General features: G+C 40.3%; 21 protein-coding genes and 1 pseudogene. 19 read left to right on the top strand and 3 right to left on the bottom strand.

What is annotated here, in order from left to right:
• The first annotated feature begins 37 nt into the window (after positions 1–37).
• Complete coding sequence (locus tag F944_RS05450; protein WP_004987897.1) at positions 38–445, top strand: nuclear transport factor 2 family protein; 408 nt, start codon at positions 38–40, stop codon at positions 443–445.
• A gap of 185 nt (positions 446–630) precedes the next feature.
• On the top strand, positions 631–1,716 hold the full coding sequence (locus F944_RS05445) for a YheT family hydrolase (RefSeq protein WP_004987893.1): 1,086 nt from the start codon (positions 631–633) through the stop codon (positions 1,714–1,716).
• 80 nt (positions 1,717–1,796) lie between these two features.
• Here F944_RS05445 and F944_RS05440 read toward each other — a convergent pair whose 3' ends face one another.
• On the bottom strand, positions 1,797–2,240 hold the full coding sequence (locus F944_RS05440; RefSeq protein ID WP_004987892.1) for a hypothetical protein: 444 nt from the start codon (positions 2,238–2,240) through the stop codon (positions 1,797–1,799).
• A gap of 226 nt (positions 2,241–2,466) precedes the next feature.
• On the opposite strand from F944_RS05440, the gene F944_RS05435 reads away from it, so the two are divergent.
• From F944_RS05435 to F944_RS05405, 7 genes and pseudogenes are all read left to right on the top strand, one after another.
• Positions 2,467–4,104 (top strand): CTP synthase, encoded by a 1,638-nt coding sequence (locus F944_RS05435; RefSeq protein ID WP_004987889.1) that lies wholly within the window; start codon positions 2,467–2,469, stop codon positions 4,102–4,104.
• 25 nt (positions 4,105–4,129) lie between these two features.
• Complete coding sequence (gene kdsA, locus F944_RS05430; protein ID WP_004987885.1) at positions 4,130–4,987, top strand: 3-deoxy-8-phosphooctulonate synthase; 858 nt, start codon at positions 4,130–4,132, stop codon at positions 4,985–4,987.
• Between the two features lie 97 nt (positions 4,988–5,084).
• Positions 5,085–6,374, top strand: coding sequence for a phosphopyruvate hydratase (eno, locus tag F944_RS05425; protein ID WP_004987883.1), 1,290 nt, complete (start codon positions 5,085–5,087; stop codon positions 6,372–6,374).
• 12 nt (positions 6,375–6,386) lie between these two features.
• Complete coding sequence (gene ftsB, locus F944_RS05420; RefSeq protein WP_004987880.1) at positions 6,387–6,776, top strand: cell division protein FtsB; 390 nt, start codon at positions 6,387–6,389, stop codon at positions 6,774–6,776.
• The gene (ispD, locus tag F944_RS05415; RefSeq protein ID WP_004987877.1) at positions 6,742–7,461 is read left to right on the top strand and encodes a 2-C-methyl-D-erythritol 4-phosphate cytidylyltransferase; all 720 of its coding nucleotides are present in this window, start codon (positions 6,742–6,744) and stop codon (positions 7,459–7,461) included. Before ftsB ends, ispD begins: the two co-directional genes overlap by 35 nt.
• A gap of 189 nt (positions 7,462–7,650) precedes the next feature.
• Complete coding sequence (locus F944_RS05410) at positions 7,651–8,922, top strand: D-amino acid dehydrogenase (RefSeq protein WP_004987876.1); 1,272 nt, start codon at positions 7,651–7,653, stop codon at positions 8,920–8,922.
• A 134-nt stretch (positions 8,923–9,056) separates the two neighbouring features.
• A pseudogene (locus tag F944_RS05405) lies at positions 9,057–10,705 on the top strand (hypothetical protein).
• A 3-nt stretch (positions 10,706–10,708) separates the two neighbouring features.
• On the opposite strand, the gene F944_RS05400 reads toward F944_RS05405, so the two are convergent.
• Positions 10,709–11,737, bottom strand: a complete 1,029-nt coding sequence (locus F944_RS05400) for an ABC transporter substrate-binding protein (RefSeq protein ID WP_004987866.1) — start codon at positions 11,735–11,737, stop codon at positions 10,709–10,711.
• Complete coding sequence (locus tag F944_RS05395; RefSeq protein ID WP_004987864.1) at positions 11,738–12,328, bottom strand: ANTAR domain-containing response regulator; 591 nt, start codon at positions 12,326–12,328, stop codon at positions 11,738–11,740.
• Positions 12,329–12,774: 446 nt separating this feature from the next.
• Here F944_RS05395 and F944_RS05390 point away from each other — a divergent pair, with 446 nt between their 5' ends.
• The 10 genes from F944_RS05390 to F944_RS05345 all read left to right on the top strand — a co-directional run bounded on the left by F944_RS05390 (position 12,775) and on the right by F944_RS05345 (position 25,925).
• Entirely contained in the window at positions 12,775–14,124 is a 1,350-nt protein-coding gene (locus tag F944_RS05390; protein WP_004987861.1) for an MFS transporter, read from the top strand.
• A gap of 42 nt (positions 14,125–14,166) precedes the next feature.
• The gene (nirB, locus tag F944_RS05385; RefSeq protein WP_004987858.1) at positions 14,167–16,713 is read left to right on the top strand and encodes a nitrite reductase large subunit NirB; all 2,547 of its coding nucleotides are present in this window, start codon (positions 14,167–14,169) and stop codon (positions 16,711–16,713) included.
• An 11-nt stretch (positions 16,714–16,724) separates the two neighbouring features.
• Entirely contained in the window at positions 16,725–18,371 is a 1,647-nt protein-coding gene (gene nirD, locus F944_RS05380; RefSeq protein WP_004987856.1) for a nitrite reductase small subunit NirD, read from the top strand.
• Positions 18,372–18,453: 82 nt separating this feature from the next.
• Complete coding sequence (locus F944_RS05375; RefSeq protein ID WP_004987853.1) at positions 18,454–21,231, top strand: nitrate reductase; 2,778 nt, start codon at positions 18,454–18,456, stop codon at positions 21,229–21,231.
• Complete coding sequence (gene mobA / locus F944_RS05370) at positions 21,228–21,836, top strand: molybdenum cofactor guanylyltransferase (RefSeq protein WP_004987850.1); 609 nt, start codon at positions 21,228–21,230, stop codon at positions 21,834–21,836. Before F944_RS05375 ends, mobA begins: the two co-directional genes overlap by 4 nt.
• Positions 21,837–21,949: 113 nt before the next feature.
• Complete coding sequence (gene moaA / locus F944_RS05365; protein WP_004987848.1) at positions 21,950–22,990, top strand: GTP 3',8-cyclase MoaA; 1,041 nt, start codon at positions 21,950–21,952, stop codon at positions 22,988–22,990.
• 2 nt (positions 22,991–22,992) lie between these two features.
• The gene (locus F944_RS05360) at positions 22,993–23,244 is read left to right on the top strand and encodes a MoaD/ThiS family protein (protein WP_004987846.1); all 252 of its coding nucleotides are present in this window, start codon (positions 22,993–22,995) and stop codon (positions 23,242–23,244) included.
• Between the two features lies 1 nt (position 23,245).
• Entirely contained in the window at positions 23,246–23,743 is a 498-nt protein-coding gene (locus F944_RS05355; protein WP_004987843.1) for a molybdenum cofactor biosynthesis protein MoaE, read from the top strand.
• A 35-nt stretch (positions 23,744–23,778) separates the two neighbouring features.
• Positions 23,779–24,702, top strand: a complete 924-nt coding sequence (gene moaCB / locus F944_RS05350) for a bifunctional molybdenum cofactor biosynthesis protein MoaC/MoaB (protein WP_004987841.1) — start codon at positions 23,779–23,781, stop codon at positions 24,700–24,702.
• Positions 24,702–25,925: a molybdopterin molybdotransferase MoeA gene (locus tag F944_RS05345; protein WP_004987838.1), complete on the top strand. Its 1,224-nt coding sequence runs from the start codon at positions 24,702–24,704 to the stop codon at positions 25,923–25,925. Before moaCB ends, F944_RS05345 begins: the two co-directional genes overlap by 1 nt.
• Positions 25,926–25,935 lie beyond the last annotated feature (10 nt).

The following is a 25,935-nucleotide window of genomic DNA, read 5'->3' as shown; positions in this document are numbered from 1 at the left end:
AATGCTCTTTGCTTTTTTAAGTGACAAGGAAAATGCAATGACAATTGAAACTACAAAACAAGCTTTGGAAAAATGGCATCACATGGTCAAGTCGGGTGATTTATCCGACTTAACTGATCTATTGGCTGAAGATGTCGTGTTTCGTTCACCTGTTGCGTATCAGCCTTACGAAGGGCAACAAGTGGTTTATTTTATTTTGACCAATGTGATTCAGGTTTTTGAAGATTTTACTTATCACCGTGAGTTTTATACTGAAGACGGTTTAAATGTTGTACTTGAGTTTAGTGCCAATGTCAGTGGAAAATCATTAAAAGGCATTGATATGATTCGCTTTAATGAACAAGGTCAAATTGTTGATTTTGAAGTGATGATTCGTCCAAAAAGTGGTTTGGCCGCTTTGGCGGAAAAAATGGGTGAACGATTTGCCAAGTATCAAGCCAGTTAAAGAATGAAATAGCCTAAGCAACTTTTAAAAGATCTAATATCAATATCGCTTAAAAGTGGTAAGGCAATACCATCATTGACCACACAGTATTGAGTTCATTGGGGTGAGAAAATCTAAGCAATATGGTTAAGGTTGCACAGTAACTGCGACAACTATTTCACTCATTGACAAAGGTGTTATCGAATATGGGTCTATCGATTTTAAACAGAATCAAAATTTTGGGTTCAGAATTATTTGACTCGGTTGTTGGCGCCGAACAACCTAAAATCTATTATGACCCGAATGGGACGATTAAAGATGTTTTGGGAAGACTTCCTCAACTAAAGCAAAAATATCGACCTACGCCGTGGCTGAGTAACAACCATGTTCATTTACTTTATTTTGATCTCATTAAAAAGAAAACCATAAAGTTAAATTATGATCGGATTGATCAACTTACGATGCAAGATGGCGGCATTACCGCAATTGCTTGGTACGGTTATGATCTTCCACCTGAAACCCCAACCATAGTGATCATGCATACCATTACAGGAACACCTGAAAGCATGCGCGAATTGGTCAAAGATTTGCACGAATATACAGGCTGGCGAATTGCACTGTGTTTACGACGTGGTCACGCCGGTTTAGCTATGCCTGTGCCGCAGATTTCATTGTTTGGATCAACCCCTGATTTGAAAGAGCAACTGTTGCATATCCAACGTTTATTTCCAGACTCAAACTTATACGCCGTGGGATCTTCCGCAGGGACAGGGCTTTTGGTGCGTTATCTGGGTGAGCAAGGTTTAAATACGCCATTTAAGGCAGCATTTGCCATGTGTCCAGGTTATAACACTGAAATTGGCTTTAAAAATGTTCATCCTTTTTACAGCAAGATAATGACCAAAAAATTATTTAAATATTTTATTGATCCTTATCAACAGACATGGAGTCAAACGGCTTCACTCAAAAAGGTATTGGCGACCACGAATCTTGAAGATTTCGAAAAAGAGTATTTTGAAATGGCAGGCTTTGAGGATTATCAGAGCTATTGTCAGGCTATCAATCCAATTTATGTATTTGAAAATGTGAAAATCCCATTGATCATTTTAAATGCGGAAGATGATCCTGTGTGTTCAATTAAAAATTTAGAACCCTATAAAGATGTCATTCAGAAAATGGACAATATTGCCGTCATTACCACCAAAAAAGGCAGTCATTGTGGTTTTTATGAGGGATTTGCTACGCGATCTTGGGCGGCACGACTCATGGCAGATTTTTTGAAAAACTATTAGATTCAATATTGTTTTTAGATTGAGCACAATAAAAAAGCAGATAAGCATGACTTATCTGCTTTTTTATGCGGCATTAAAACTTAGTTTTTTAATGCAGGTGTAGCTGCTGCAATTGCTGCTGCAACTGCATCATCTTCACTTTGAGAGCTATTATTGCTGCTTGATTTAGCTGAAGCCGTTTGCTCAGTGGTTGGTTTAACTGATTCGGTTTTCACGGTTTCTTTCTTTGGTTCTGGTGTAACTGTCTCTTGAGCTGCTGTATTGCCTTGAGCAGATGTAGAAGAAACCTCACGGCGCACTTCTGTGGTCGTATTTGGTGTTTCTTCACGTTCTACTTGAACCTGAGTTGGAATGTCTTGTTGAGTTTCTGCGCTATCAAGCGATTTAAACTCAGTAGGTTGTTGCTCCTGAGTGGTAGTCTCCACTTGTTCTTGCTCTTCTTCTTTAGGTGGTTCTTTTTTAACACATGCAGTTAAAAGGAGACCTGTTGCAATCGCGCCACAAATTAAAAGTTTCTTATTCATACTTGCACAAATCTATGCTTAATCGAGGTGGAGTCATTATAACAGCAAATATAAGATTGAAAATCCTAGTCATGCCACCTAATTTTTTATCGAAAATGCTGATAGAATAGCCAATTGTTTATTGTTCTATGAATTGCGGCGGATTGACTTTGCTTTATAGGTACAGAGTAAAGTAAAATTGCCCAACATTGTAGGCCGATTTAGGCTCGATTGTACGAGAAACTCAATGACCCATTTTATTTTCGTGACTGGTGGTGTGGTTTCATCACTAGGTAAAGGTATTTCAGCTGCTTCAGTTGCTGCACTTTTAGAAGCCCGTGGTTTAAAAGTGACCATGGTAAAAATGGATCCATACATTAATGTCGATCCGGGAACAATGAGTCCCTTCCAGCATGGTGAAGTTTTTGTCACAGAGGATGGTGCCGAAACTGACCTAGATTTGGGTTATTACGAACGTTTCCTACGTCGTGCGAAAATGACCAAATTGAACAATTTTACCAGTGGCCGAGTTTACCAAGATGTTTTAAATAAAGAACGTCGTGGTGATTATCTTGGTGGTACGGTACAAGTGATTCCACATATTACCGACAATATTAAAGAGCGCGTATTAGCCGCAGGTGAAGGCTATGACGTCGCCATTGTTGAAATTGGCGGTACTGTGGGTGATATCGAATCACTTCCTTTTATGGAATCTGTACGTCAGTTGATGGTTGAACTGGGTCATAAGCGCACGATGTTGATGCATTTGACATTGCTTCCTTATATTAAATCTGCTGCTGAACTTAAGACCAAGCCAACACAGCATTCTGTAAAAGAGCTGTTGTCTATTGGTATTCAGCCAGATATTTTGATCTGTCGTACTGAACACGATGTCGACGCCGACACCAAACGTAAAATCGCATTGTTTACCAATGTTGAAGCACGTGCGGTTGTGGTGTGTAAAGATGCAAAAACCATTTACCAGATTCCACGTGATTTCTATGAGCAAAACGTTGACGATTTAATTTGTGAACGTTTTGGTTTTAATGAATTACCTGAAGCAGATCTGACGGATTGGGATCAGGTGTGTGAAGCATTATTTAACCCTGAATACACAGTTCGTGTAGCAATGGTGGGTAAATATGTTGAGCTTCCAGATGCTTATAAATCGGTCAATGAAGCTTTATTGCATGCGGGTATTCAAAATCGTGTCAAAGTTCAGATTGACTATGTTGATGCTGAAAAATTTGAAGATTTAGACGCGTCTGTATTGGACAGCGCTGATGCAATATTAGTTCCTGGTGGTTTTGGTGAGCGTGGAACTGAAGGCAAAATGAAAGCCATTCAATATGCACGTGAAAAACAAGTTCCATTTTTAGGAATTTGTTTGGGTATGCAACTTGCAGTGGTGGAATATGCCCGCCATGTAGCAGGCATGGCCGATGCAACTTCGACTGAGTTTAATCGCACCACTAAATTCCCTGTAATTGGTTTGATTACCGAGTGGTTAGATGAACGTGGTGAATTGCAGCAACGTAGTCTTGAGTCGGATTTGGGTGGAACGATGCGTTTAGGCGCACAAAAATCCGAGTTGGTTGAAGGCACTAAAACACGTGAAGTGTATGGTAAAGCTGAAATTACTGAACGTCATCGCCATCGTTATGAAATGAATAACCGTTTCATTGAGCCACTTGAAAAAGCAGGTATGAAGATTTCGGGTTATTCAACCGCACAACATTTGGTAGAAACAGTGGAAATTCCTGAACATCCTTGGTTTATTGCTGTACAATTCCATCCGGAGTTTACAAGTTCACCTCGCGATGGACATCCATTATTTGCAAGCTTTATTGATGCTGCGAAAAAACAGTATCAAAAGAGCAAGTAATCGACGCATGAACTAGGAAGTTTAAATGTCACAATTAAAACCACAAGAAATTGTACGTTTAGGCGATATACAAATGGCAAATCATTTGCCATTTGTATTATTCGGCGGTATGAACGTATTAGAATCAAAAGACTTAGCCTTTGAAATTGCAGAAACCTATATCGATATCTGCAAACGTCTTGATATTCCTTATGTATTTAAAGCCAGCTTTGATAAAGCCAATCGTTCTAGCCTGCATTCATTTCGTGGTCCAGGACTAGAGAAAGGCATTGAATGGTTAGGCGAAATTAAAAAACAGTTTAATGTGCCGATTATTACCGATGTGCATGAACCATATCAGGCTGCACCAGTTGCTGAAGTTGCTGATATTATCCAGTTGCCTGCATTTTTAAGTCGTCAAACTGATTTGGTTGAAGCGATGGCAAAAACTCAAGCCATTATTAATATTAAAAAAGCCCAGTTTCTTGCCCCACATGAAATGCGTCATATTCTGCATAAATGTCTTGAAGCGGGAAATGACAAATTGATTTTGTGTGAACGTGGTTCAGCGTTTGGTTATAACAATCTGGTTGTCGATATGTTGGGCTTTGACATCATGAAAGACATGAATGTCCCTGTATTTTTCGATGTCACCCACGCTTTGCAAACCCCAGGTGGTCGTTCTGATTCTGCGGGGGGGCGCCGTGCACAAATCACGACTTTAGCACGTGCAGGCATGGCAACAGGTTTGGCTGGTTTGTTTTTGGAAGCGCATCCTGATCCAGACGTTGCCAAATGTGATGGACCATCAGCTTTACGTTTATCGCAACTAGAGCCATTTTTAGCACAAATTAAAGAATTGGATACCTTAGTAAAAGGTTTCAAAAAATTAGACACCCACTAAGTTTTTTACATGTAGATCGATTGACGACAATCATATTTTTATTGTCGTTTAAGCTGTAAATCACTTATTTCATATTCATTTAACCGAGGAATTGTTCATGAGCCAAATCGTTGACATTCGTGCACGTGAAATTTTGGACTCTCGTGGTAACCCAACCATCGAGGCTGATGTCATTTTAGAATCTGGCGTTGTTGGCCGTGCATGTGCACCATCTGGTGCTTCAACTGGTTCTCGTGAAGCTTTAGAACTACGTGACGGTGATAAAGCACGTTATTTAGGCAAAGGCGTTAAAACTGCGGTGAATAACGTAAATACGATTATCCGTGACGCTTTAGTGGGTAAATCAGTATTTGAACAAAAAGACATCGATAACACGATGATCACGCTTGATGGTACTGAAAACAAAGAAAAATTAGGTGCTAACGCAACTTTAGCAGTTTCTTTGGCGGCTGCACGTGCGGCTGCTACTGAAAAGAAAATTCCTCTTTTCCAATATATCGCAGATTTACGTGGTCAAACTACTTTGACTATGCCTGTACCTATGATGAACATCATCAATGGTGGTTCACATGCAGATAACAATGTTGATATTCAAGAGTTTATGATTGAGCCAGTGGGTTTCACTTCATTTGCTGAAGCGTTACGCGCGGGTGCTGAAATCTTCCATTCCTTAAAATCAGTTTTAAACAAAAAAGGTTTAAACACTGCTGTAGGTGATGAAGGTGGTTTTGCTCCGAACTTGCGTTCAAATGAAGAAGCCATCACGGTGATTCTTGAAGCAATTGGTCAAACGGGTTACAAAGCAGGTTCTGACATTATGCTTGCACTTGACTGTGCATCGTCTGAATTCTACAAAAATGGTCAATATATTCTTGCAGGGGAAGGCAATAAAGCATTCACCAGCAACCAGTTCTCTGACTATTTAGCAGGACTTGTAAATCAATATCCAATTATTTCGATCGAAGATGGTTTAGATGAATCTGACTGGGAAGGTTGGAGCTATTTAACTTCGATTTTGGGTGATAAAATCCAATTGGTGGGTGACGATTTATTCGTTACAAATCCAAAGATTTTACAACGCGGTATTGATGAGAAAGTGGGTAATTCGATCCTGATTAAATATAATCAGATTGGTACTTTGACTGAAACTTTAGATGCGATCTATCTTGCTAAAGCGAATGGCTATAGCACCGTGATTTCACATCGTTCTGGTGAAACAGAAGATTCAACCATTGCTGACTTGGCTGTCGGTACCGCAGCTGGTCAAATCAAGACGGGTTCACTTTGCCGTTCTGACCGTGTAGCAAAATATAACCAATTACTTCGTATTGAAGAATTGACTCATGCTGCATATCGCGGTAAAGCTGAGTTCAAGGGTTTAAACTAATCTTTGGATGCTATGTTAGAAGTATTTAAATCGACTTCGAGCAAATTGATACTGTTACTCGCCATCGTTTTGGTGGCGAGTTTTCAGTACAGTTTCTGGTGGGGAGAAGGTGGTTACTTTGCTCACCAAACTTTACGTCAGCAAATTACACAACAAGCTGAAATAAACGAAGAATTGAAAGAAAGAAACCGTATTTTAGCGGCAGAAGTGTTTGATCTTAAAAATGGTAGCGAAGCCATTGAGGAACATGCGCGTTTGGATTTAGGTCTGATTAAGCCTCGTGAGACTTTTGTACAAATGAGTACCATCAGTACCCATTATAAACCGATTTATATTGATCCAAATGCCAAAGTCGACATGGAAACCAATGAAACCCCGCCAAATCCAGATGTCCCAGATTAAATTGTGGGCAGTGATTCCTGCTGCGGGTTCAGGAAGTCGTTTTTCTAAAACTGAGCTTAAACAATATCAAACGATTCAAGATCAAACGGTACTTGAGCATACGATTGATCGACTAAATACATTATCTTTACAAGGTTATGTATTGGCGATTGGTGCACAAGATACAATGGCTAAAAATTTAAACTTCGCTGCATCTGAAAAAGCACATTTTTGTCTGGGCGGTGCTGAGCGTGTGCATTCCGTTTTAAATGCTTTGCGTTATTTGGCTCAGATTGCATCGGATGATGATTATGTCTTGGTGCATGATGCTGCCCGTCCATGTGTAAGTGCTGAAAATTTAAAAGAATTGGCAGATTACTGTATTGAGCGTGATACTGCTGCTATTTTGGCAATTCCTGTACGTGACACTTTAAAATTTGCCACAGATCAACATATTCAAAACACGGTGAGTCGTGATCATTTATGGCAAGCCCAAACACCACAAATGGCGAAACTGGGTGTGCTTCGTGATGCCATTGAAAAAGCATTAAATGATGGCATCAATATCACAGATGAAGCCAGTGCACTTGAGCATGCGGGTATTTCAGTCGATGTGGTACAAGGACGTTCAGATAATATCAAAATCACTTATACAGATGATTTAGAACTAGCACGTTTGATACTGGCATCACAACACGTCTTGTAAGTCGTCTAAAGAAGAAAACCGAATTGTAATCATGATTGACAAGCGTTCACACAACACGGCTTGTCATCCGCTTTATTCAGAATTAATTTAAAAATATTCTATATTTAAACTTTAACCATTTTATTGCCTTTTACTTATTAAAATATAGAACAACTGATTCCATTCAATTGATAAAAAAGCAGGCCTTGTATGCATATTATCGTGTTAGGTGCAGGCGTTATTGGAACTACTTCAGCATATTATTTGAAACAGGCAGGGCATGAAGTCACCGTGATTGACCGACAGCCGGGCGTAGCTTTGGAAACAAGCTTTGCCAATGCAGGACAAATTTCACCAGGATATGCTTCACCGTGGGCGGCGCCGGGTGTGCCACTAAAAGCATTTAAATGGATGTTTCAGCATCACGCACCATTAACGATTAAAATCACAGGGGATATGTACCAATATCACTGGATGGTACGGATGCTGGCAGAGTGTAATATTCATCGTTATCAAATTAATAAAGAACGCATGGTCAGAATTTCAGAATATAGCCGTGACTGTTTGGATGAGTTACGTCATGAAACAGGCATCCATTTTGATGAGCGCCAGTTGGGAACATTACAACTCTTTAGAAAACAACAGCAATTAGATTCGGCCGAAAAAGATACTCAAGTCCTGAAAGAAGAAGGTGTACCTTATCAATTGTTGGATAAACTGGGCGTGATTCAGGCTGAGCCTGCATTAGCCAAAGCAACCGTTGATTTTGTTGGTGGGTTGCGTTTACCTAATGATCAAACAGGTGATTGTCAAAAATTCACTGTAGAGCTGGCAGAACTTGCGCAAAAGCAAGGCGTACAGTTTTTGTTTAACCACAGCATAGATTATCTTGAAAAAGACGCTGATCAAATGAGTGCAGTTGTTTTGCAAAATGGTCAGAGAATCAAAGGCGATGCCTATGTCATGGCTCTCGGAAGTTATAGTCATGAAATGCTAAAACAGATTGGGATTTTTGCACCTGTTTATCCACTTAAAGGCTATTCGATTACCACGCCCATCATTGATGCAGCTATGTCTCCAGTCTCGACCATTTTAGATGAGAGTTATAAAATCGCTTTAACCCGTTTTGACGATCGTATTCGTGTAGGTGGCATGGCGGAAATTAATGGTTTTGATCGTTCTTTGGATACTTCGCGTGAAGATACGCTCAAGATGGTTTTACATCAATTATTTCCTTATGCCAGTGATTTGGATCAGGCAAGTTTCTGGACAGGACTGCGACCTGCAACACCAGATGGCACACCCATTGTAGGTAAAACTAAATATTCCAATTTATTTACCAATACTGGGCACGGCACACTTGGCTGGACGATGTCTTGTGGTTCTGCCAAACTTTTAGCCGATTTGATCTCAAATCGAACGCCACAGATTCAGGCTGATGATTTAAGTATTGAACGTTATGAAAAATTTGCGCATATTTAGATCCTTTAAATTTTGGTCAGACAATCAAAAGTTCAAATCTTGATCTTGAGCTTTATGATCAATTTGGACCCGAGTTTTTACAGCGTCAATTCAGCATCCATTTCATAAACTCGCGCTGATTTGGGGAAAAAAGCATGCGTGACTGTGTGATTCATCTAGCTAAAATAAGTTTTGTCATAGTGACAATGATAAGTTCAGGCTGTCAGTTGGTTCAATTACGTGAAAATCAACTGAGTCAGTCTTTAGATGATAAGATGACGAGTATATTAACCAGTCAGTACTTAAGTTCGGCAACGGCGAACATTATTTACTTGACGAATTTTAATCAAAAAAAATGTTTGGCGGAGTTTGATCAGTGCTTAAAAGCAGTCGATGGCATTCACTCGCATGATAAAGATGCCTACCATGCGGCGTTAAGTGAGCTTTATTTAGCAAAAGCACTTGAATTAGAGTCGCAATGTCAGCTGACAAAAGCATCTCAATGCAGTAATCAAGAATTGCTCTATCTTGATCAAAGTTTAAGGCATAGTTATCATTATTTATTTGCCTCAATAAATACACCTTCACATCGTGCTTTTGACTATCGTCAGAATCAGGTTCGTATTTTTTACAATGTTGCACTTTCAAGATTATTGTCTCGATATTATGAGCTTCATCCACAAAGTTACATTCCTGATAGCATTTCGATTGCAGGTCACCAATACAAAATTGATACCTCACAGTTTCCACATCTAAAAGATCATCGTATTGCGAAACTAAAATCTAGCTATAATATGAATTTTTCAGGTTTTCATACCGTAAACCGTACAGATGGTTTAGGTGCGGAGTTTGTGATTGAATTTGCAGAACAGTATAAAAATAACGGTTTTATTTTAGATCCAGTCTCGTTTTATCAAAACTCACTTTCTCCTAATATTCATGCTCCCAAAGTATTGCCATTGAGCGCTTTGATGGTGCCTGAAGATGAACGTATTGCTTACGATACTCAAAATACTAACTTTAAAATTCGCTTGATCGATCCTTATCTCTATAATCAAGTTGAGGTGAATCAGGCAGATTATACGTTAACAGCAAATTATTCAGCGCCATTTGGCTATTGGCTCGCACAAAATCATTTGGGTAAAGCGGGTTATTGGACATTACTTAATAAAGAAAATGACTTGTTAATGCCACATTTATACATGCTGGAACCATACAATCCAAATAAAAAAGTGATTGGTTTTATTCATGGTTTAGCCAGCAGTCCAGAGGCTTGGGTTTCTTTAACCAATGATATTATGGGTGATCAGGAGCTTCGATTCGTGAACGATTTATCTTTAAAGTAATTCCAAACTTTTCTCGTGCGATTTTTATTGCGGCTCCACATCGTGGAACAAATTATGCAGATCGTTGGTTCACCCGTTTAGCACGGAATATCATTAAAATTCCCAACGAATTTTTTGAAAATGTACAATCGGATTCTTTACTGGATAAAACCAAAACAGTACGGCATCGAGGTTTAATTGAAAATGGAGCAAGTAATCTCAGTGAAAACTCAGATTTTATGCTTCTCACTCAAAATGTAATGCCTGCACAATCAGTCAAGTATCATTCTATTATGGGTAATGTAACGCATTCAGAATTACCTTCATTTATGAATGACGGCATCGTGCCGTATCGCAGTTCACATCTAGAAGGCGCTAGCTCAGAAAAAATTATTCGTGGTGATCATTATGTACAAATGACCACTTCTGCAATCAATGAAATGCGACGGATTTTATTACTGCATTTAGAGCAAGACTAAATTTTAAATATATGCAAGTGCTCGTTGAAAGGTTGCATCATCGATACACTTTTGACTAAATTGTTTAATCAATGACTGATCCACCGTTGAATCATTCACTGGATGATTCCATTTGTACATTTGTTCAAAGAGCCAGACAAAGTGTTCAATATTAGGTGAAGCTGAGCTTTCTACAAAATGTCGAATAATGGATTCAATGGCATAGTACTGATGGACATGAACCTGCGGTGAACATTCAAAACGGATAATATTAAATTCGCTTAACAACTGCCAAACGGGTTCAAAATTTTCTAAAGTTTCCAACTCTTTTTGCGCTTTAATCACGGCGGCAGTCAGTGCTGTTAAGCTATTCGGATATTTAAGTGCCCATTCTTCAGTCACGGCTAAAACTTTATCGGCAATAGCAGGAATAATGTCGCGACTTGATGCGACAATTTGACTAACACCTTCTATTTCACCTTGTGTGTTCCAAGGTTCTCCAACGCAGAAACCTTCAATATGACCAGATGAAAGGGCTTCTACCAAATAAGGCGGTGGCAGCGTTTTCAACATAATATCATGAGCCAAGTTTTCATCAGCTAAAGCCAGCCATTCGCGTAGACAATAATGATGAATCGAGTGCTTAAATACATGTGCTAAGGCGACAGATTGTTGTTGATGTATATGCTTTACTAACTTTTGCGCCGTGATTTGGGCAGAATCAGTACTCTGAATAGAAAGGGTATAACTTAAACTTTGACTTAAACTGATATATGCACGATTAATACTTAAAACCAAAGGCGTTTTGAGTGGTATGCCAATTTGGTCATCCGCAATAGCAGCGGCAGGCAACATGGCTGATAAACAATGTGCTGCATCCAATACCCCAAAAGCGAGACGATCCCGTAAACTTGCCCATGATGCTTCTTTGACCAGTGTCACATCCAAGCCAAATTCTTCAAAAAAACCGCGTTGTTTGGCCCAAAGTAGTGCAATACAGTCCAAAAGAGGAATATAACCGAGCTGGATTTTGGTTTTTTCAAGCAGGTTCATTCAATCCTCCTTCAATGGGTGGTGAAGTAATTGTTGCGCATCAATCAACCGTCGTGCCATATCACCCATCGTAATACGATGACTCATGGCATTTTTTCTGAGTAACTGAAAAGCAGTATCTTCAGCAAGATGATGTAATTGCATTAATAATACTTTAGCTTTTTCAATATCTTTGCGATCTGCCAATTTAAGTTTGGTTTCTTTAAGATCACTTTCAAGCTGCTTATGTTTTTTATATTGTTCGATCGAAATTTCTAAAATAGTGTCTAAACGAGCAGGATCAATACCATCTACAATATATGCGGTTACACCTGCTGCAATCGCCTGTTTGATCGTATCTTTATGGGTATTTTTGGTAAATAGAACAGTAGGCAAATCAAAATGACTGACGCAACTCTCGATCAAATCACGATGTGGATGATCCATGTCTAGAAGAATCACATCGGCTTGTAATTGTTCAAGTTGGAAGTCGTTTAAGTGTTCAAGTGTTAAACAGGCAACCACATCAAAATCATGCGCACGTAAATTCTGCTGAACAAATTCAGCACGTTCAAAATCATCATCAATCAGTGCAATTTTTAGTTTTGACATAAGATATCGAATATGAGGATTGATCGCTTAACATATTGTAAGCGAAATAGATTAAAAAATTGTTAGCAAAATCGATGCCATACATAAAAGAAGCGATTTAAAAACAATTTTATATAGTTTTTAAATCAGTTTGACCTTTTATAGCGCAAAACAGAATCATTTTGATGCAATAATCTGAGACACAATCTACTTAATGAAATTATTAAGCTTTTGAGTTTAACGTAATTCATAGTTTAAAAATTTAAATTTTGTTTATATATTTCAAATTCTTAAAACTATTTATACTTTTATTTTAAAAATTGGCACAACACTTGCTATATCTTTAATGAGTCAAAGACGACTCAAATTGAAAATTTGTAAGACGGCCAACGACGTCCGTTCTGATCGATTGCCAATGCAGCGTTAGCTGTACAGCCCATATTACGTTCAGTTCAGGAGAGAAGGCGATGTCTTCAAATTTAGATTTAACAGCAAAAAAAGCGACTAAAATAAATCTATTCAATTTTAGTGTTCCAGCGATGCGAGCCTTCCATATGAGTTGGCTCGCTTTTTTTGTCTGCTTTTTTGCGTGGTTTGCTTGCGCACCGCTTATGCCAGTCATTGCAGGTGAATTTCATCTGACCAAAGACCAGATTGCCAATATCAATATTGCCGCCGTCGCAATTACGATTTTAGTGCGCTTAATTGTAGGGCCTTTATGTGATAAATACGGGCCACGTAAAACCTATACCGCTTTGTTATTGATCGGCAGTATTCCTGTGTTTGGGGTTGCCGCATCCAATAGTTATGAATCCTTTTTATTCTTCCGCTTACTGATTGGTGCCATTGGCGCAAGTTTCGTCATCACTCAATATCATACCAGTATTATGTTTGCACCGAACGTCGTTGGTACGGCCAATGCGGCTTCTGCGGGTTGGGGAAATGCAGGCGGCGGTGCAACTCAAGCGATTATGCCATTATTGCTCTCGGCTTTAGTGATGTTCGGCGTCGAGCAAGCAATGGGCTGGAGAATTGCGCTGTTGGTACCTGGCATTATGATGGTGATCGTCGGTATTTTGTACTGGAAACTTACACAAGATGCTCCCCAAGGTAATTTTGCTGAATTGCGTGCGCAAGGTGTTCAAATTGGAAGTGATAAAAAAGGCGGTGTGGCAATTTTGATGCATGCAGCACGTAACTATCGGGTCTGGATTTTGTTTGGTGCCTACGCTGCTTGTTTCGGAATTGAAATTTTCATTCATAACATTATCGCAATGTATTACGTCAATAACTTTAGCTTTAGTCTAAAAGAGGCTGGTTTTGCCGCAGGGATCTTTGGTTTGCTGGCTTTATTTGCACGTGCTTTGGGTGGGATTGTCTCAGATAAAGTTGCCCTTAGAAAAGGTCTGGATGGTCGTACTAAAGTGTTATTTGTGATGATTTTAGGTGAAGGGTTATTTCTGATTTTATTCTCTCAAATGAATAGTGCAATGCTGGCGATTATCGCGATGACAGTATTTGCTTTATTTACACATATGGCTTGTGGTGCAACCTATGCGTTAGTGCCGTTTATAGATCGTGACGCTTTAGGTGGTGTAGCTGGAATTATTGGTGCGGGTGGCAATGTGGGTGCGGTTGCAGCAGGTTTTCTACTTAAAGGAATGTTGGATATTCAAACCTGTTTGATGGTGCTGGGTGGCTTGGTGGTTATTGCCGCAGGGTTTGTGATGCTGATTCGTTTCTCGACTGAGCATAAGGTCAAAGAACAACGCCTATTTGAACAGGCCGTTCTTGAACGTAACAACCTTGCTTCTTAAAGCATTTCAAACAAATTTGACATCATTCTCAGGAGACAGCCCATGAAACTCGTTATGATTGGTCACGGTATGGTCGGCCACAAATTTATCGAAGCCATTTTAGAAAAAGCAGATGACGAATTAGAAATTACTATTCTTGCTGAAGAACCACGTATTGCCTATGACCGCGTACATTTGACTGAATACTTCTCAGGAAAATCAGCGAAGGACTTATCATTGGCACGTTTTGACTTTGCTGATGCACATGGTATTGACCTCAGACTGAATACCAAAGCTGTTGCTATAGATGCTGCTGAACAAACCATTACCACCAATTTGGGTGATGTGCTTCACTACGATAAATTGGTTTTAGCAACTGGCTCATACGCTTTTGTACCGCCAATTTCGGGCAATGATCGTCAAAACTGTTTTGTTTATCGTACCATTGAAGATTTGGATGCAATCCGAGCTGCAAGCTTAAATTCTAAATCAGGTGTGGTGATCGGCGGTGGTTTACTGGGTTTGGAAGCGGCCAAAGCCTTACGAGATTTAAATTTGGAAACTCATGTGGTCGAGTTTGCACCGCGTTTGATGGCGGTACAAATTGATGATCTAGGGGGTAAAGTATTACGTCGTAAAATTGAAAATCTTGGGGTAAAAGTCCACACTCAAAAAGCCACTCAATGTATTGAAGATGGTACAACACATCATCACATTATGAAGTTTGCCGATGGGAGCGAGCTTGAAACCGACATTATTTTATTTTCTGCGGGGATTCGTCCGCGTGATGAACTGGCGCGTTTAAGTGGATTGACGATTGGCGAACGGGGCGGGATTAAAATCAATGATTATTGCCAAACCTCAGATGACAATATTTATGCGATTGGTGAATGTGCGCTTTGGGACAATAAAATCTTTGGTTTAGTTGCACCGGGCTATGACATGGCACGGATTGCAGCAAAACATATTCTAGCGGAAGAAACTCATTGCTTTGCTGGTGCAGATATGAGCACCAAGTTGAAGTTGATGGGCGTCGATGTGGCATCGGTAGGTGATGCACATGGTATGACGCCTAATTCACTCAGCTATTTTTATGCTGACGAAGATGCCTTGATTTATAAAAAAATCGTGGTTGATGCAGATAAAAGCAAATTGTTGGGCGCAGTCTTAGTTGGTGACGCCAAAGAATACAATGATCTGCTGCAAATGATGCTAAATGGTCTGGCTCTTCCAGAAATGCCTGAAAGTTTGATCATGCCGGGTTTTGCTGATTCAGGTGCAAAAGCAGGTGGGAGTGGTGTGGATTTATTGCCAGATAGCGCCACCATCTGTTCATGTAACAACGTCTCTAAAGCTGATATTTGTCAGGCAATTGCTGACGGTTCAACCTCTTTGGGTGCTTTGAAAAAATGTACCAAAGCTGCAACGGCTTGTGGGGGATGTGCGCCACTGGTCACACAAGTGTTAAAGTCTGAGTTACAACGTCAAGGTGTAACCGTCAATAACCACATTTGTGAACATTTTCCATACTCGCGCCAAGAGTTATATCACTTGGTTCGTGTCAATGAAATTAAAACCTTTGATGATCTCATTCAACAACATGGTCATGGTTTAGGCTGTGATATTTGTAAACCAACGGCTGCAAATATTTTAGCATCGTGCTGGAATGACTTTGTACTAAAACCAAGTCATGCAGGTCTACAGGACAGTAATGATTACTACTTGGGTAATATACAAAAAGATGGCTCTTATTCTGTCGTACCACGTATGGCAGGCGGTGAAGTCACACCAGATGGTTTAATCGCCGTCGGTCAAATCGCCAAAAAATACAACCTGTATACCAAAATCACAGGCGGTCAACGTGTTGATTTATTTGGTGCGCAAATTCATCAATTACCGTTTATTTGGGAAGAGCTCAATGCCGCAGGTTTTGAGTCGGGCCATGCTTACGGCAAATCATTACGTACTGTGAAATCATGTGTGGGTAGTACATGGTGTCGTTATGGTGTAGATGATTCTGTGGGTTTGGCGATTGAACTGGAAAATCGTTATAAAGGCTTACGTTCACCACATAAGCTAAAAATGGCAGTTTCAGGTTGTACCCGCGAATGTGCTGAGGCGCAGGGCAAAGATGTGGGTGTGATTGCCACAGAAAAAGGCTGGAATCTGTATGTGTGTGGGAATGGTGGGATGAAACCGCGCCATGCCGAATTATTGGCTTCTGATCTTGATACCGAAACCTTGATTCGTTATATCGACCGTTTCTTTATGTTCTATATCCAAACCGCAGATCGTTTACAACGTACCAGCGTATGGCGTGACAATATGGAAGGTGGTCTGGATTATCTGAAATCGGTCATCGTCAATGATTCATTAGGATTGGCTGAAGAACTTGAACGCCGTATGAGCCACGTCATAGGAACTTATCAGGATGAATGGCGTACCGCAGTTGAAGATCCTGAAATCCGTAAACGCTTCCAAACTTATATTAATGCCAGTGGAGATCAACAAGCCGATCCACATATTCAATTTACTCAGGTACGTGACCAAATCCGTCCTTTAAATGATGCAGAGCGCTCAGAAGACCGTATTCCAATGGTTGAAGCATAAGGAGAATAGAAATGACAAATCTAAAAGACATGAATATGCTTCCAGAAAATCAATGGGTCGATGTATGCAATCTGGATGACATTACACCTAATACAGGGGTAGGTGCCCTTGTTGAAGGTCAATCGGTAGCGCTATTTCGTGTAGGTCATGAAAAGCGGATCTATGCACTCAGCAACAAAGACCCATTCAGCCAAGCCAATGTCATGTGTCGAGGCATTATTGGTGACTTACAAGGTGAGCGGGTGATTGCATCGCCGATTTATAAGCAACATTTTAGTTTAGCGACAGGACGCTGTCTGGAAGATAAAGACCAGAAACTTCTGGTTTTTCCTACTAAAATTGAAAGTGGTCGGGTTTGGGTCGGCACAGTTCCACAAAAAACCTATATTACCAATAACAGTATTTCTCAAGACAAACTGAAATTGGTATTGATTGGGAATGGTTTAGCAGGAATGCGTTGTCTCGAAGATTTATTGGACATGGCACCAGAGCGCTATGAAGTGACCGTAATTGGTGAAGAACCATGGGGAAATTATAACCGTATTATGCTATCGCCAGTGTTATCAGGTGAGAAAACTATCGAAGATATTATGCTGCATCCGCATGCATGGTATAGCGATAAGGGCATTAAATTTATTGCTCAGGATCCTGCGGTCAAGATTGATCGTACTCGTAAAGTCGTCCACACTGAGAAAGGTGAGCGTATTGATTATGATCGTTTGATCATTGCCACAGGTTCGAAACCTTTTATTCCGCCTGTTCAAGGGGCAGATTTGAACGGTGTGATCAGTTTCCGTGATATTTATGATGTAAATACCATGATTAAATATTGCGAAACCAAGAAAAATGCAGTGGTGATTGGTGGTGGACTATTAGGGCTTGAAGCCGCTTATGGTTTGAAACAACGTGGCATGAATGTGACCGTATTACATTTGATGGATCGAATTATGGATCGTCAATTGGATAAACGTGCTAGTGAAATGTTACGTCATAGCATCGAACAAAAAGGTATCCAGATCATCACGCAAGCCAACACGGAAGCTTTACTTGGCAAGGATGGTCATGTCAATCAGGTTCGCTTAAAAGACGGAACAATTCTTGATGCAGATTTGGTGATTTTTGCGGTGGGGATTCGCCCGAATATCGCTTTGGCGCAAAGTGCGGGACTACGTTGTCATCGTGGAATCTTAGTCAATGACACCATGCAAACCTTTGACCCAAGTATTTATGCGGTAGGTGAATGTATCGAGCATCGCGGTCAAACTTTTGGTTTGGTGGAACCACTTTGGGGACAAGCATTTATTTGTGCAACGCATTTGGCTGAACATGGCAGCCTAACGTTTAAATCGCCAACTGTTCCAACGCAGTTAAAAGTCAGTGGTGTGGATGTGTTCTCGGCAGGTCGTATTGATTTAGAACAGAGCAATGCATCTGCAATAAGCAAGGAAGATTATGAAGACATCATTTTGAATGATGATAAACGTCAAATTTATAAGCGTATCATCATCCAAAAAGACAAGGTAATTGGAGCAGTTCTGTTTGGTGATACCGAAGATGGCATGTGGTATGCCGAGCTCATTGCAGATCAAACACCTGTTTCTACCTTTAGAAACAAGCTGTTATTTGGTAAGGATTTTGCAATGAAAAAGGTGAGTTGATTCAACTTGGCTTAGGATCAATGGCTTCTAAGCCAAAATTAGTGTGTATGTGGTATAGGTAAATTGGGTAAAAGGAGCAGTCATGAACAGTATTCAAAATTTAGAACACAGTCGCTCCGATCAAGCAGAAATTATTATTACAAAAACAACATGTCCCTATTGCGGTGTTGGCTGCGGTGTAGATGTCAATGTCCAACATAAAGCGCACGGCACTATGGTAAAAGTGGCAGGTGATATCGATCACCCTTCAAATTTTGGACGTCTTTGCATTAAAGGCAGCAATCTGGCCGACACATTGGGTTTAGAAACTCGTGTATTGGAGCCTATGTTGGGTCGTAACGATCATCGTCAAGTCACGACATGGGAGGCCGCAATTGAGAAAATCGCCACACAGTTCCAACACTGTATAGATCAATATGGGCGTGACAGTATTGCCTTCTATGTCTCAGGGCAGTTACTGACAGAAGATTATTATGTGGTGAATAAGTTCGTTAAAGGCTATTTAGGCACCGCCAATATCGATACCAATTCACGTTTATGTATGTCTTCCGCCGTAGCTGCACATAAACGTGCCTTTGGTGAAGATATCGTTCCTGCCAGTTATGAAGATTTTGAACATACCGATATGGTGGTTTTAGTCGGTTCCAATACGGCATGGTGTCATCCCGTACTGTATCAACGTATCATGCAAGCGAAAAGTCAAAATCCAGATTTATTTGTAGTAGTGGTCGATCCTCGTTTTACCAGTACCTGTGAGCAAGCGGATTTACACTTGCCGATTTTACCTGGTCAGGATGTAGCGTTATTTAATGGTTTATTTCAGCATTTATATCAAAATAATCATGTAGATAATGAATTTGTTGAAAAACATGCCGAAGGTTTGGAAGCACTGTTAGCTGCCAGTGAAAGCGAACAAGATATTCATGAACTAGTAAAACGTACAGGTATTTCCGCAGAAAAATTACAACTCTTTTTTGAGAAGTTTGCCCAGACTGAAAAAGTCATGACTTTGTTTTCAATGGGGGTGAATCAATCTTCTCAGGGGGTCAATAAAGCCAATAGTATGATTAATTGTCATTTACTCACGGGGAAAATTGGAAAATTAGGTGCGGCACCTTTTTCCATGACAGGGCAACCCAATGCCATGGGTGGGCGTGAAGTGGGTGGATTGGCGAATATGCTAGCAGCACATCTGGATATTGATAATCCCTCACATCAACAGCTTGTGCAAAGTTTTTGGCAGAGTCCAAGCATCGCCACACAAACAGGTCTAAAAGCGGTTGATTTATTTCAGGCTATAGAACGTGGAAAAATTAAAGCTGTCTGGATTATGGCAACCAATCCTGTCGTAAGTTTACCTGATGCAGAGCAAGTTAAACGTGCATTAGAAAAATGTGAGTTTGTGGTGATTTCTGATATTTGTGCCCAAACCGATACCACAGCATATGCAGATGTTTTGCTTCCTGCATTAGGATGGGGCGAAAAAGATGGCACCGTCACCAATTCGGAACGCCGTATTTCACGGCAACGTGCATTTTTAGATTCACCTAAACAAGCTAAAGCGGATTGGTGGGCAGTCTGTGAAGTTGCCAAGAAACTCGGCTTTAATGGTTTTGATTTTAGCAATGCCTGTGACATTTTTAATGAGCATGCCGCTTTGTCAGCTTATCAAAATGCCAGTATCGAACAACGTGATCAAGTTGAACATTTTCGTTATTTCAACTTAAAAGGTTTAATGAATTTAAGTGTAGAGGAATATCACCAACTGCCGCCCACACAATGGCCGGTGTGGGAGAAAAGTCAACGTATTGCGGTTGAGCAATTATTTGATCGAGGTGATTTTAGCCATAAAAACAAAAAAGCAAAACTGATCGCAACCGTTGCTATTGATCCTGTCCATACGATTTCAGAAGATTATCCTTTGATTTTGAATACAGGGCGTATTCGTGACCAATGGCATACCATGACCCGCACAGGTTTATCTGCCAATCTCACCACGCACCGTGCTGAACCATTTTGTGAAATCCATCCCAATGACGCCCTAAAATTTGGTATTCAAGATAAAGCCTTAGTTGAAGTCCGTTCAGAATGGGGCAGTTGCGTATTACGTGTAACACTTGATCAAGGTGTACGCCGTGGTCAAATTTTTGCACCGATTCATTGGACAGAACAAGTGGCTTCGGATGCCCGTATTGGTAAAGTCGTCAATCCAGTGGTCGATGCAATCTCTGGTGAACCTGAATTTAAACATACCCCAGTTGCAATTCAAACATTCCATACCACTTGGCAGGGCGTGTTATACGTCCGTGAAGGTGTTGAGCAACATATTCAGACTTCTTTACAACAATGCGCATGGTGGGCAAAAATTAAAACAGCAAAAGCCTTTCGTTATGAAATTGCGGCTCGTCAAAGTTTTGATCAAACGCAAAATAATTTAAAAAACTTTTTACCGTTCATTGATGAAACAGAATGGTTAAGCCTTGAAGATCGATCATCACAACTTAGTCATAGTGTTATTTTGCAAGATGGCATCTTAATTGCTAGTTTATATATCGCACCAGCAGATTTGTTACCTGATCGGGATTGGGTGGCAGGTTTGTTTAAGCGTGAGCGTTTGAGTGCATTACACCGTAAGGCTTTATTGGCGGGTACGCCAATTTCAGCTACAAATAGCGATGGACCATTGGTATGTAGTTGCTTTAAAGTCGGTAAAAACAAGATTATTGAAGCCATTAAAACGCAAAATATTACTCATGAGAAACAAGTCACCGCCTGTTTAAAAGCGGGTGGAAACTGTGGTTCATGTTTACCTGAAATTCGTGGTTTGATTAAAAGTTGTCAGCAGGAGGCTGAAATATGAAAAAATATCCTCTTACAGACTTGGTCATTTTGGCGGGTGGTCAGGCAAGACGCATGAATGGTGTCAATAAGTTATTGCAAACTTTTGATGATCAAATGCAGCTTTTAAAACTCTACAACACGTTTAAAGATCAGGTGGGCGAAGTTTGGATTAACAGCCACCGAGATACTCGGCTATATCAGCAGATTATTCCAAATATTCAATGCTATGCAGATGATCAGGCCGGTTTTTTAGGACCATTGATGGGAATGAAAAGTGCGTGGTCGCATGTACAGGCGAATTATGTGTTGTTTATTCCTTGCGATGTAACTTATATTCCCACTAAAGTGCTGCAAACACTGCATGATACCTTACTTCAGGATCAACATGCTTTGATGTCTTATGTGAATATCAATGGAGATGCGCTTTATCCATTTTGTTTGATGAAACGAGAAAGTTGCACAGTTTTGCAACAGCATTTACTTGAAAATCAACTGAGTTTAAATAAATGTCGAAAAGATTTACATGCGCAGGTTGCATATTTCCGTAAACATCGATTATTTTTTCATAGTATTAATTCATTGGATGAATTACAGCAATATAAGCAATTGAATTATCTGGCATAACAATGGAATACTGTATTACTTATAGCGGTTTAAGTGACACAAAGTATAAACCTGATTTGTTAATCAATCATGAGATAATCAATGCGTTCACACGATGACAAGAGTATAAATACATGAATGGAATCGTTTCGTTAAACCCATCGATTTTTCAGGATCAATATGGGCGCAATAAACGGAAACTTCGAATTTCCGTTACGGATCGTTGCAATTTCAAATGTATGTATTGTATGCCTGAACATCCAGAGTGGATGAAAAAACAAGATTTACTGAGTTTCGAAGCACTCTATCAATTCTGTGATTTTATGGTGCAAAACGGAATCGAAAAAATCCGTATCACAGGGGGAGAACCCCTTATGCGTTTAGGAGTAGTTCACTTTATCCGTGATTTGCAAAAGCTCAGAGTCAAAGGTTTAAAAAGAATTTCAATCACGACCAATGCGCACTATCTGAAGAAATATGCACATGAGTTAAAGCTTGCAGGTCTGGATGATCTCAATATCAGTCTGGACAGTCTTGATTCTGAACAATTCTTATTTTTAACCAAGAAAAAATTAAAACCCGTGTTAGATGGAATTGCTGCGGTACAAGACGTGGGTTTACCATTTAAAATTAATACTGTGTTGATGAAAGGTAAAAATGATGACCAGATTTTACCGATGGTCAACTGGGCAAAGCAGCAAAATATTCCACTTCGATTTATTGAGTTTATGCCGTTAGATGGTGATCAACACTGGACACAAGCCGATGTGGTTACTGAACAGGATATTCTTAATACCTTATCTAGTCAGTTTCAAATTCAAGAATTAAAACAAGAACATGAGCCCGCCCGATTATATCGCCTAAATGATGAATATGATGTCGGAATTATTTCCACCATTAGCCATTCTTTTTGTGGTGAATGTGATCGTATCCGTCTAACAGCTCAAGGGGAGCTTTATAACTGCTTATTTGCAAGGCAGGGTCTTATGCTTAAACCCTTACTGGATCAATTGGTCACTGAAAAGGATGAAGTGATCCGACAGATGGCTAGTCAAGCATTGTATCAGAAAACTTCAACTTATATCTGGCATAAAGCCAAAGGTTTTCATAGCCTCAACCAGCAAACACAGAATCAACAACCCCGCAAAATTAGTATGCACATGTTAGGAGGATAACCATGTCGGGTATTCAGGTCACAATTGACGCTTATGGTGCGATTGAGCGCCAACTTCCTCCGCAATTAGTATTGGATTATCCAACTGAAATTTTGGTCGGTGATGTGCTAGATCAAATCAGCCAGCAATATCCACAAGCAGAAAAGGCTTTGGAACGATGTGCCTGTGCAATTGGTGAGGATATTATTCCGCGTCAAACCACGTTAAAACATGATTGTACGTTAGTGCTTTTATCACCTGTGGCTGGAGGTTGAGATGAAAGAGTTTCAGCGGGTACAGTCACAAGATTTAAGTTTAGACAATTTTGATTTGATTAGCGAGTTTCCTGAATGTGGCGGAATTGGGATTTTTCAGGGAACTGTGCGTAATCATCATGAAGGGCGAGCAGTAACTGCCTTAAAATACACATCTTATACACCAGTTGCGGAAAAGATGATTCGTCAGATTGAGCAGGATATTATCCAAAAATACGGGGTGCCTTATGTGAGAGTCATTCACCGAATTGGTGCTTTGGATATTGGAGGAACAGCCATTATCGCAGTGGCCTATGCAGCACATCGCCGTGAAGCCTTTCAAGCCTGTGAAGAAGCCGTAGAGCGAGTCAAACATGAAGTCCCTATCTGGAAGGAAGAGTTTTATACAGATGGGAGTAGTCAATTTGTAGAAGGGTGTTGTATCCGTAAAGATCATGACTCAATCGAGCATAATCATACCCATTCTGCGCATCATAAACATCATCAGCATTCACATTGACAACATTAGCATTAACGTTATTTACGGAAATTTAAATGAAAAACGTAGGCATGAAACCTGAAAGTTATCGAATTGCCGAAGCTCAAGCGATCCTATATGCGCCACCGCACTGTATTGAGTTATTACGTCAGGGAAATACTGAAAAGGGCGATGCACTGAAAACAGGACGTATCGCAGGGATTTTAGCAGCAAAACGTACCGATGAATTGATTCCGCTATGTCATCCGTTGCCCATTTATCGTGCCGAAGTTGAATATGAGTTACATGAAAACTTTGTAGAAATTTTAACAACGGTTGAAACCATTGGACCCACTGGGGTCGAAATGGAAGCATTAACTGCTGCTAGTATTGCGGGTTTAACGCTATACGACATGCTCAAACCACATTGTGAACCCGAAGATCTGGTGCTAGATCAATGTAAGTTACTGAAGAAAAAAGGCGGAAAATCACATTTCAAACGGACATTACGTCAGCCTGTTTCTGCTGCTGTGATTGTATTGTCTGATACCGTAGCGGCGGGTAAAAAACCTGATACCGCTGGCAAATCTGTTTTTGATACATTGACAGAGGCAGGTTTTACCCCAGTTCATTACCAAATTTTGCCCGATGAGTCTGATCAGCTCAAAGATTTGGTTTTAGAATTAAGCAAATCCTATGCGTGTATTATTACAGTGGGGGGTACAGGCATTGGAAAACGAGATATTACCGTAGATACCTTAGAACCTCTGCTCGAACGTAAACTTGATGGTCTAATGGAAGCAGCCCGTGCCTTTGGTCAGCGCCGTACTCCTTATGCTGCAATGTCTCGTGGCGTTGCAGGATTTATAGATCGTTCTTTGGTCATGACTTTACCGGGAAGTCGTGGTGGTGCTTCAGAATCTATGGCAGCACTTTTACCCGCAATTGTGCATATTTTTGATGTTTGCCGTGATTTATCACATCCTGGAGGTTATGAGTAATGTCGGCATGTGGCTATGAACAAGGTTTGATCACGATAGATGAGGCAATTCAATATATTTTGCATACGCCCAAAACTTTGCCTAATGAATCTATTGCGCTAAAAAATAGCCTAAGCAGATATTTGGCTGAAGCCGTTTATTCTCCTGTGAATTTGCCCAGTTTTGATCAAAGCGCCGTCGATGGTTATGCTTTATGTTCAAATCAAACCGATGCAAAAGATCAGAGTTTTAAACTGATTGGTGAAGTTCGGGCAGGTGAGGAAAGCAGCTTAGCTTTGTCTGAGGGACAGGCATCTCGTATATTTACGGGTGGAAAAATTCCTGAAGGCACAACGACTATTGCTCGACAGGAAATTGTAAAAAAGATTGATGATCAAAATATCCAGATTGTAGAAAGTCTGCAAGCAGGAGTTGATATTCGCCGTAAAGGGGAAGAGGTTAAGCAAGGGCAATGTTTGGCGGATACTGGGCAGTATATGAATATCGGGAGTCTTGCAGCGCTCAGTATGGCGGGTGTTCAGAGTGTAACAGTATTTCAGCAACCAAAAGTTGCAGTGGTGGTTACAGGGGATGAGATTGCTCAATCACCAAATAGCCTAAGTAATGCTCAAGTCTTTGATGCCAATGGACCTTTATTGGAAAATTGGCTTAAACAATATGGAATAGATGCACATGTGATTCATGTTGAAGATCAAGCAAGCTCTGTGACAGCGCTGTTTGAACGTTTGAAGTCTGAATATGATGTGATCATTACTACAGGTGGTGTCTCAGTCGGGGATTATGACTTTGTACGTCCATGTTCAATGGATGTCGGCTTTGAGCAAATTTTTTGGAAAGTCAAACAGAAACCAGGTAAACCCCTTTTTTTTGCTAAATATGAACATCAGCAAAACAACTGCTACTTACTGGGCTTGCCGGGAAATCCTGCTGCGGTCTATGTGTGCATGCAGATCTATGGAAAACTATTGTTGGATGCCTTACAAAATAAACGTGAATCACCATCAGGATTTACAGCGCGGATTACACATGACCTAAAAGCAGATCACCGTGAGCGTTTTTTACGCATGCTTGCAACTTTTAATCAAAGCACACTTGAAGTCAGTGCTTTAAGCAAGCAACAATCACACATGTTAAGCAATCTTATGCAAACCAACTGCTTAGTGCGTATTCCAGCAGCGAAACAGATACAAGCAGGTGAGTTGGTAGATGGTCTATTTATTTAAAAATAAAGGT

The sequence above is a fragment of the Acinetobacter ursingii DSM 16037 = CIP 107286 genome, from assembly GCF_000368825.1.
In the GTDB taxonomy this organism is placed as follows: domain Bacteria; phylum Pseudomonadota; class Gammaproteobacteria; order Pseudomonadales; family Moraxellaceae; genus Acinetobacter; species Acinetobacter ursingii.
Note: the sequence above shows the minus strand (reverse complement) of the source record. Positions and strands in the feature narration are given on the sequence as shown.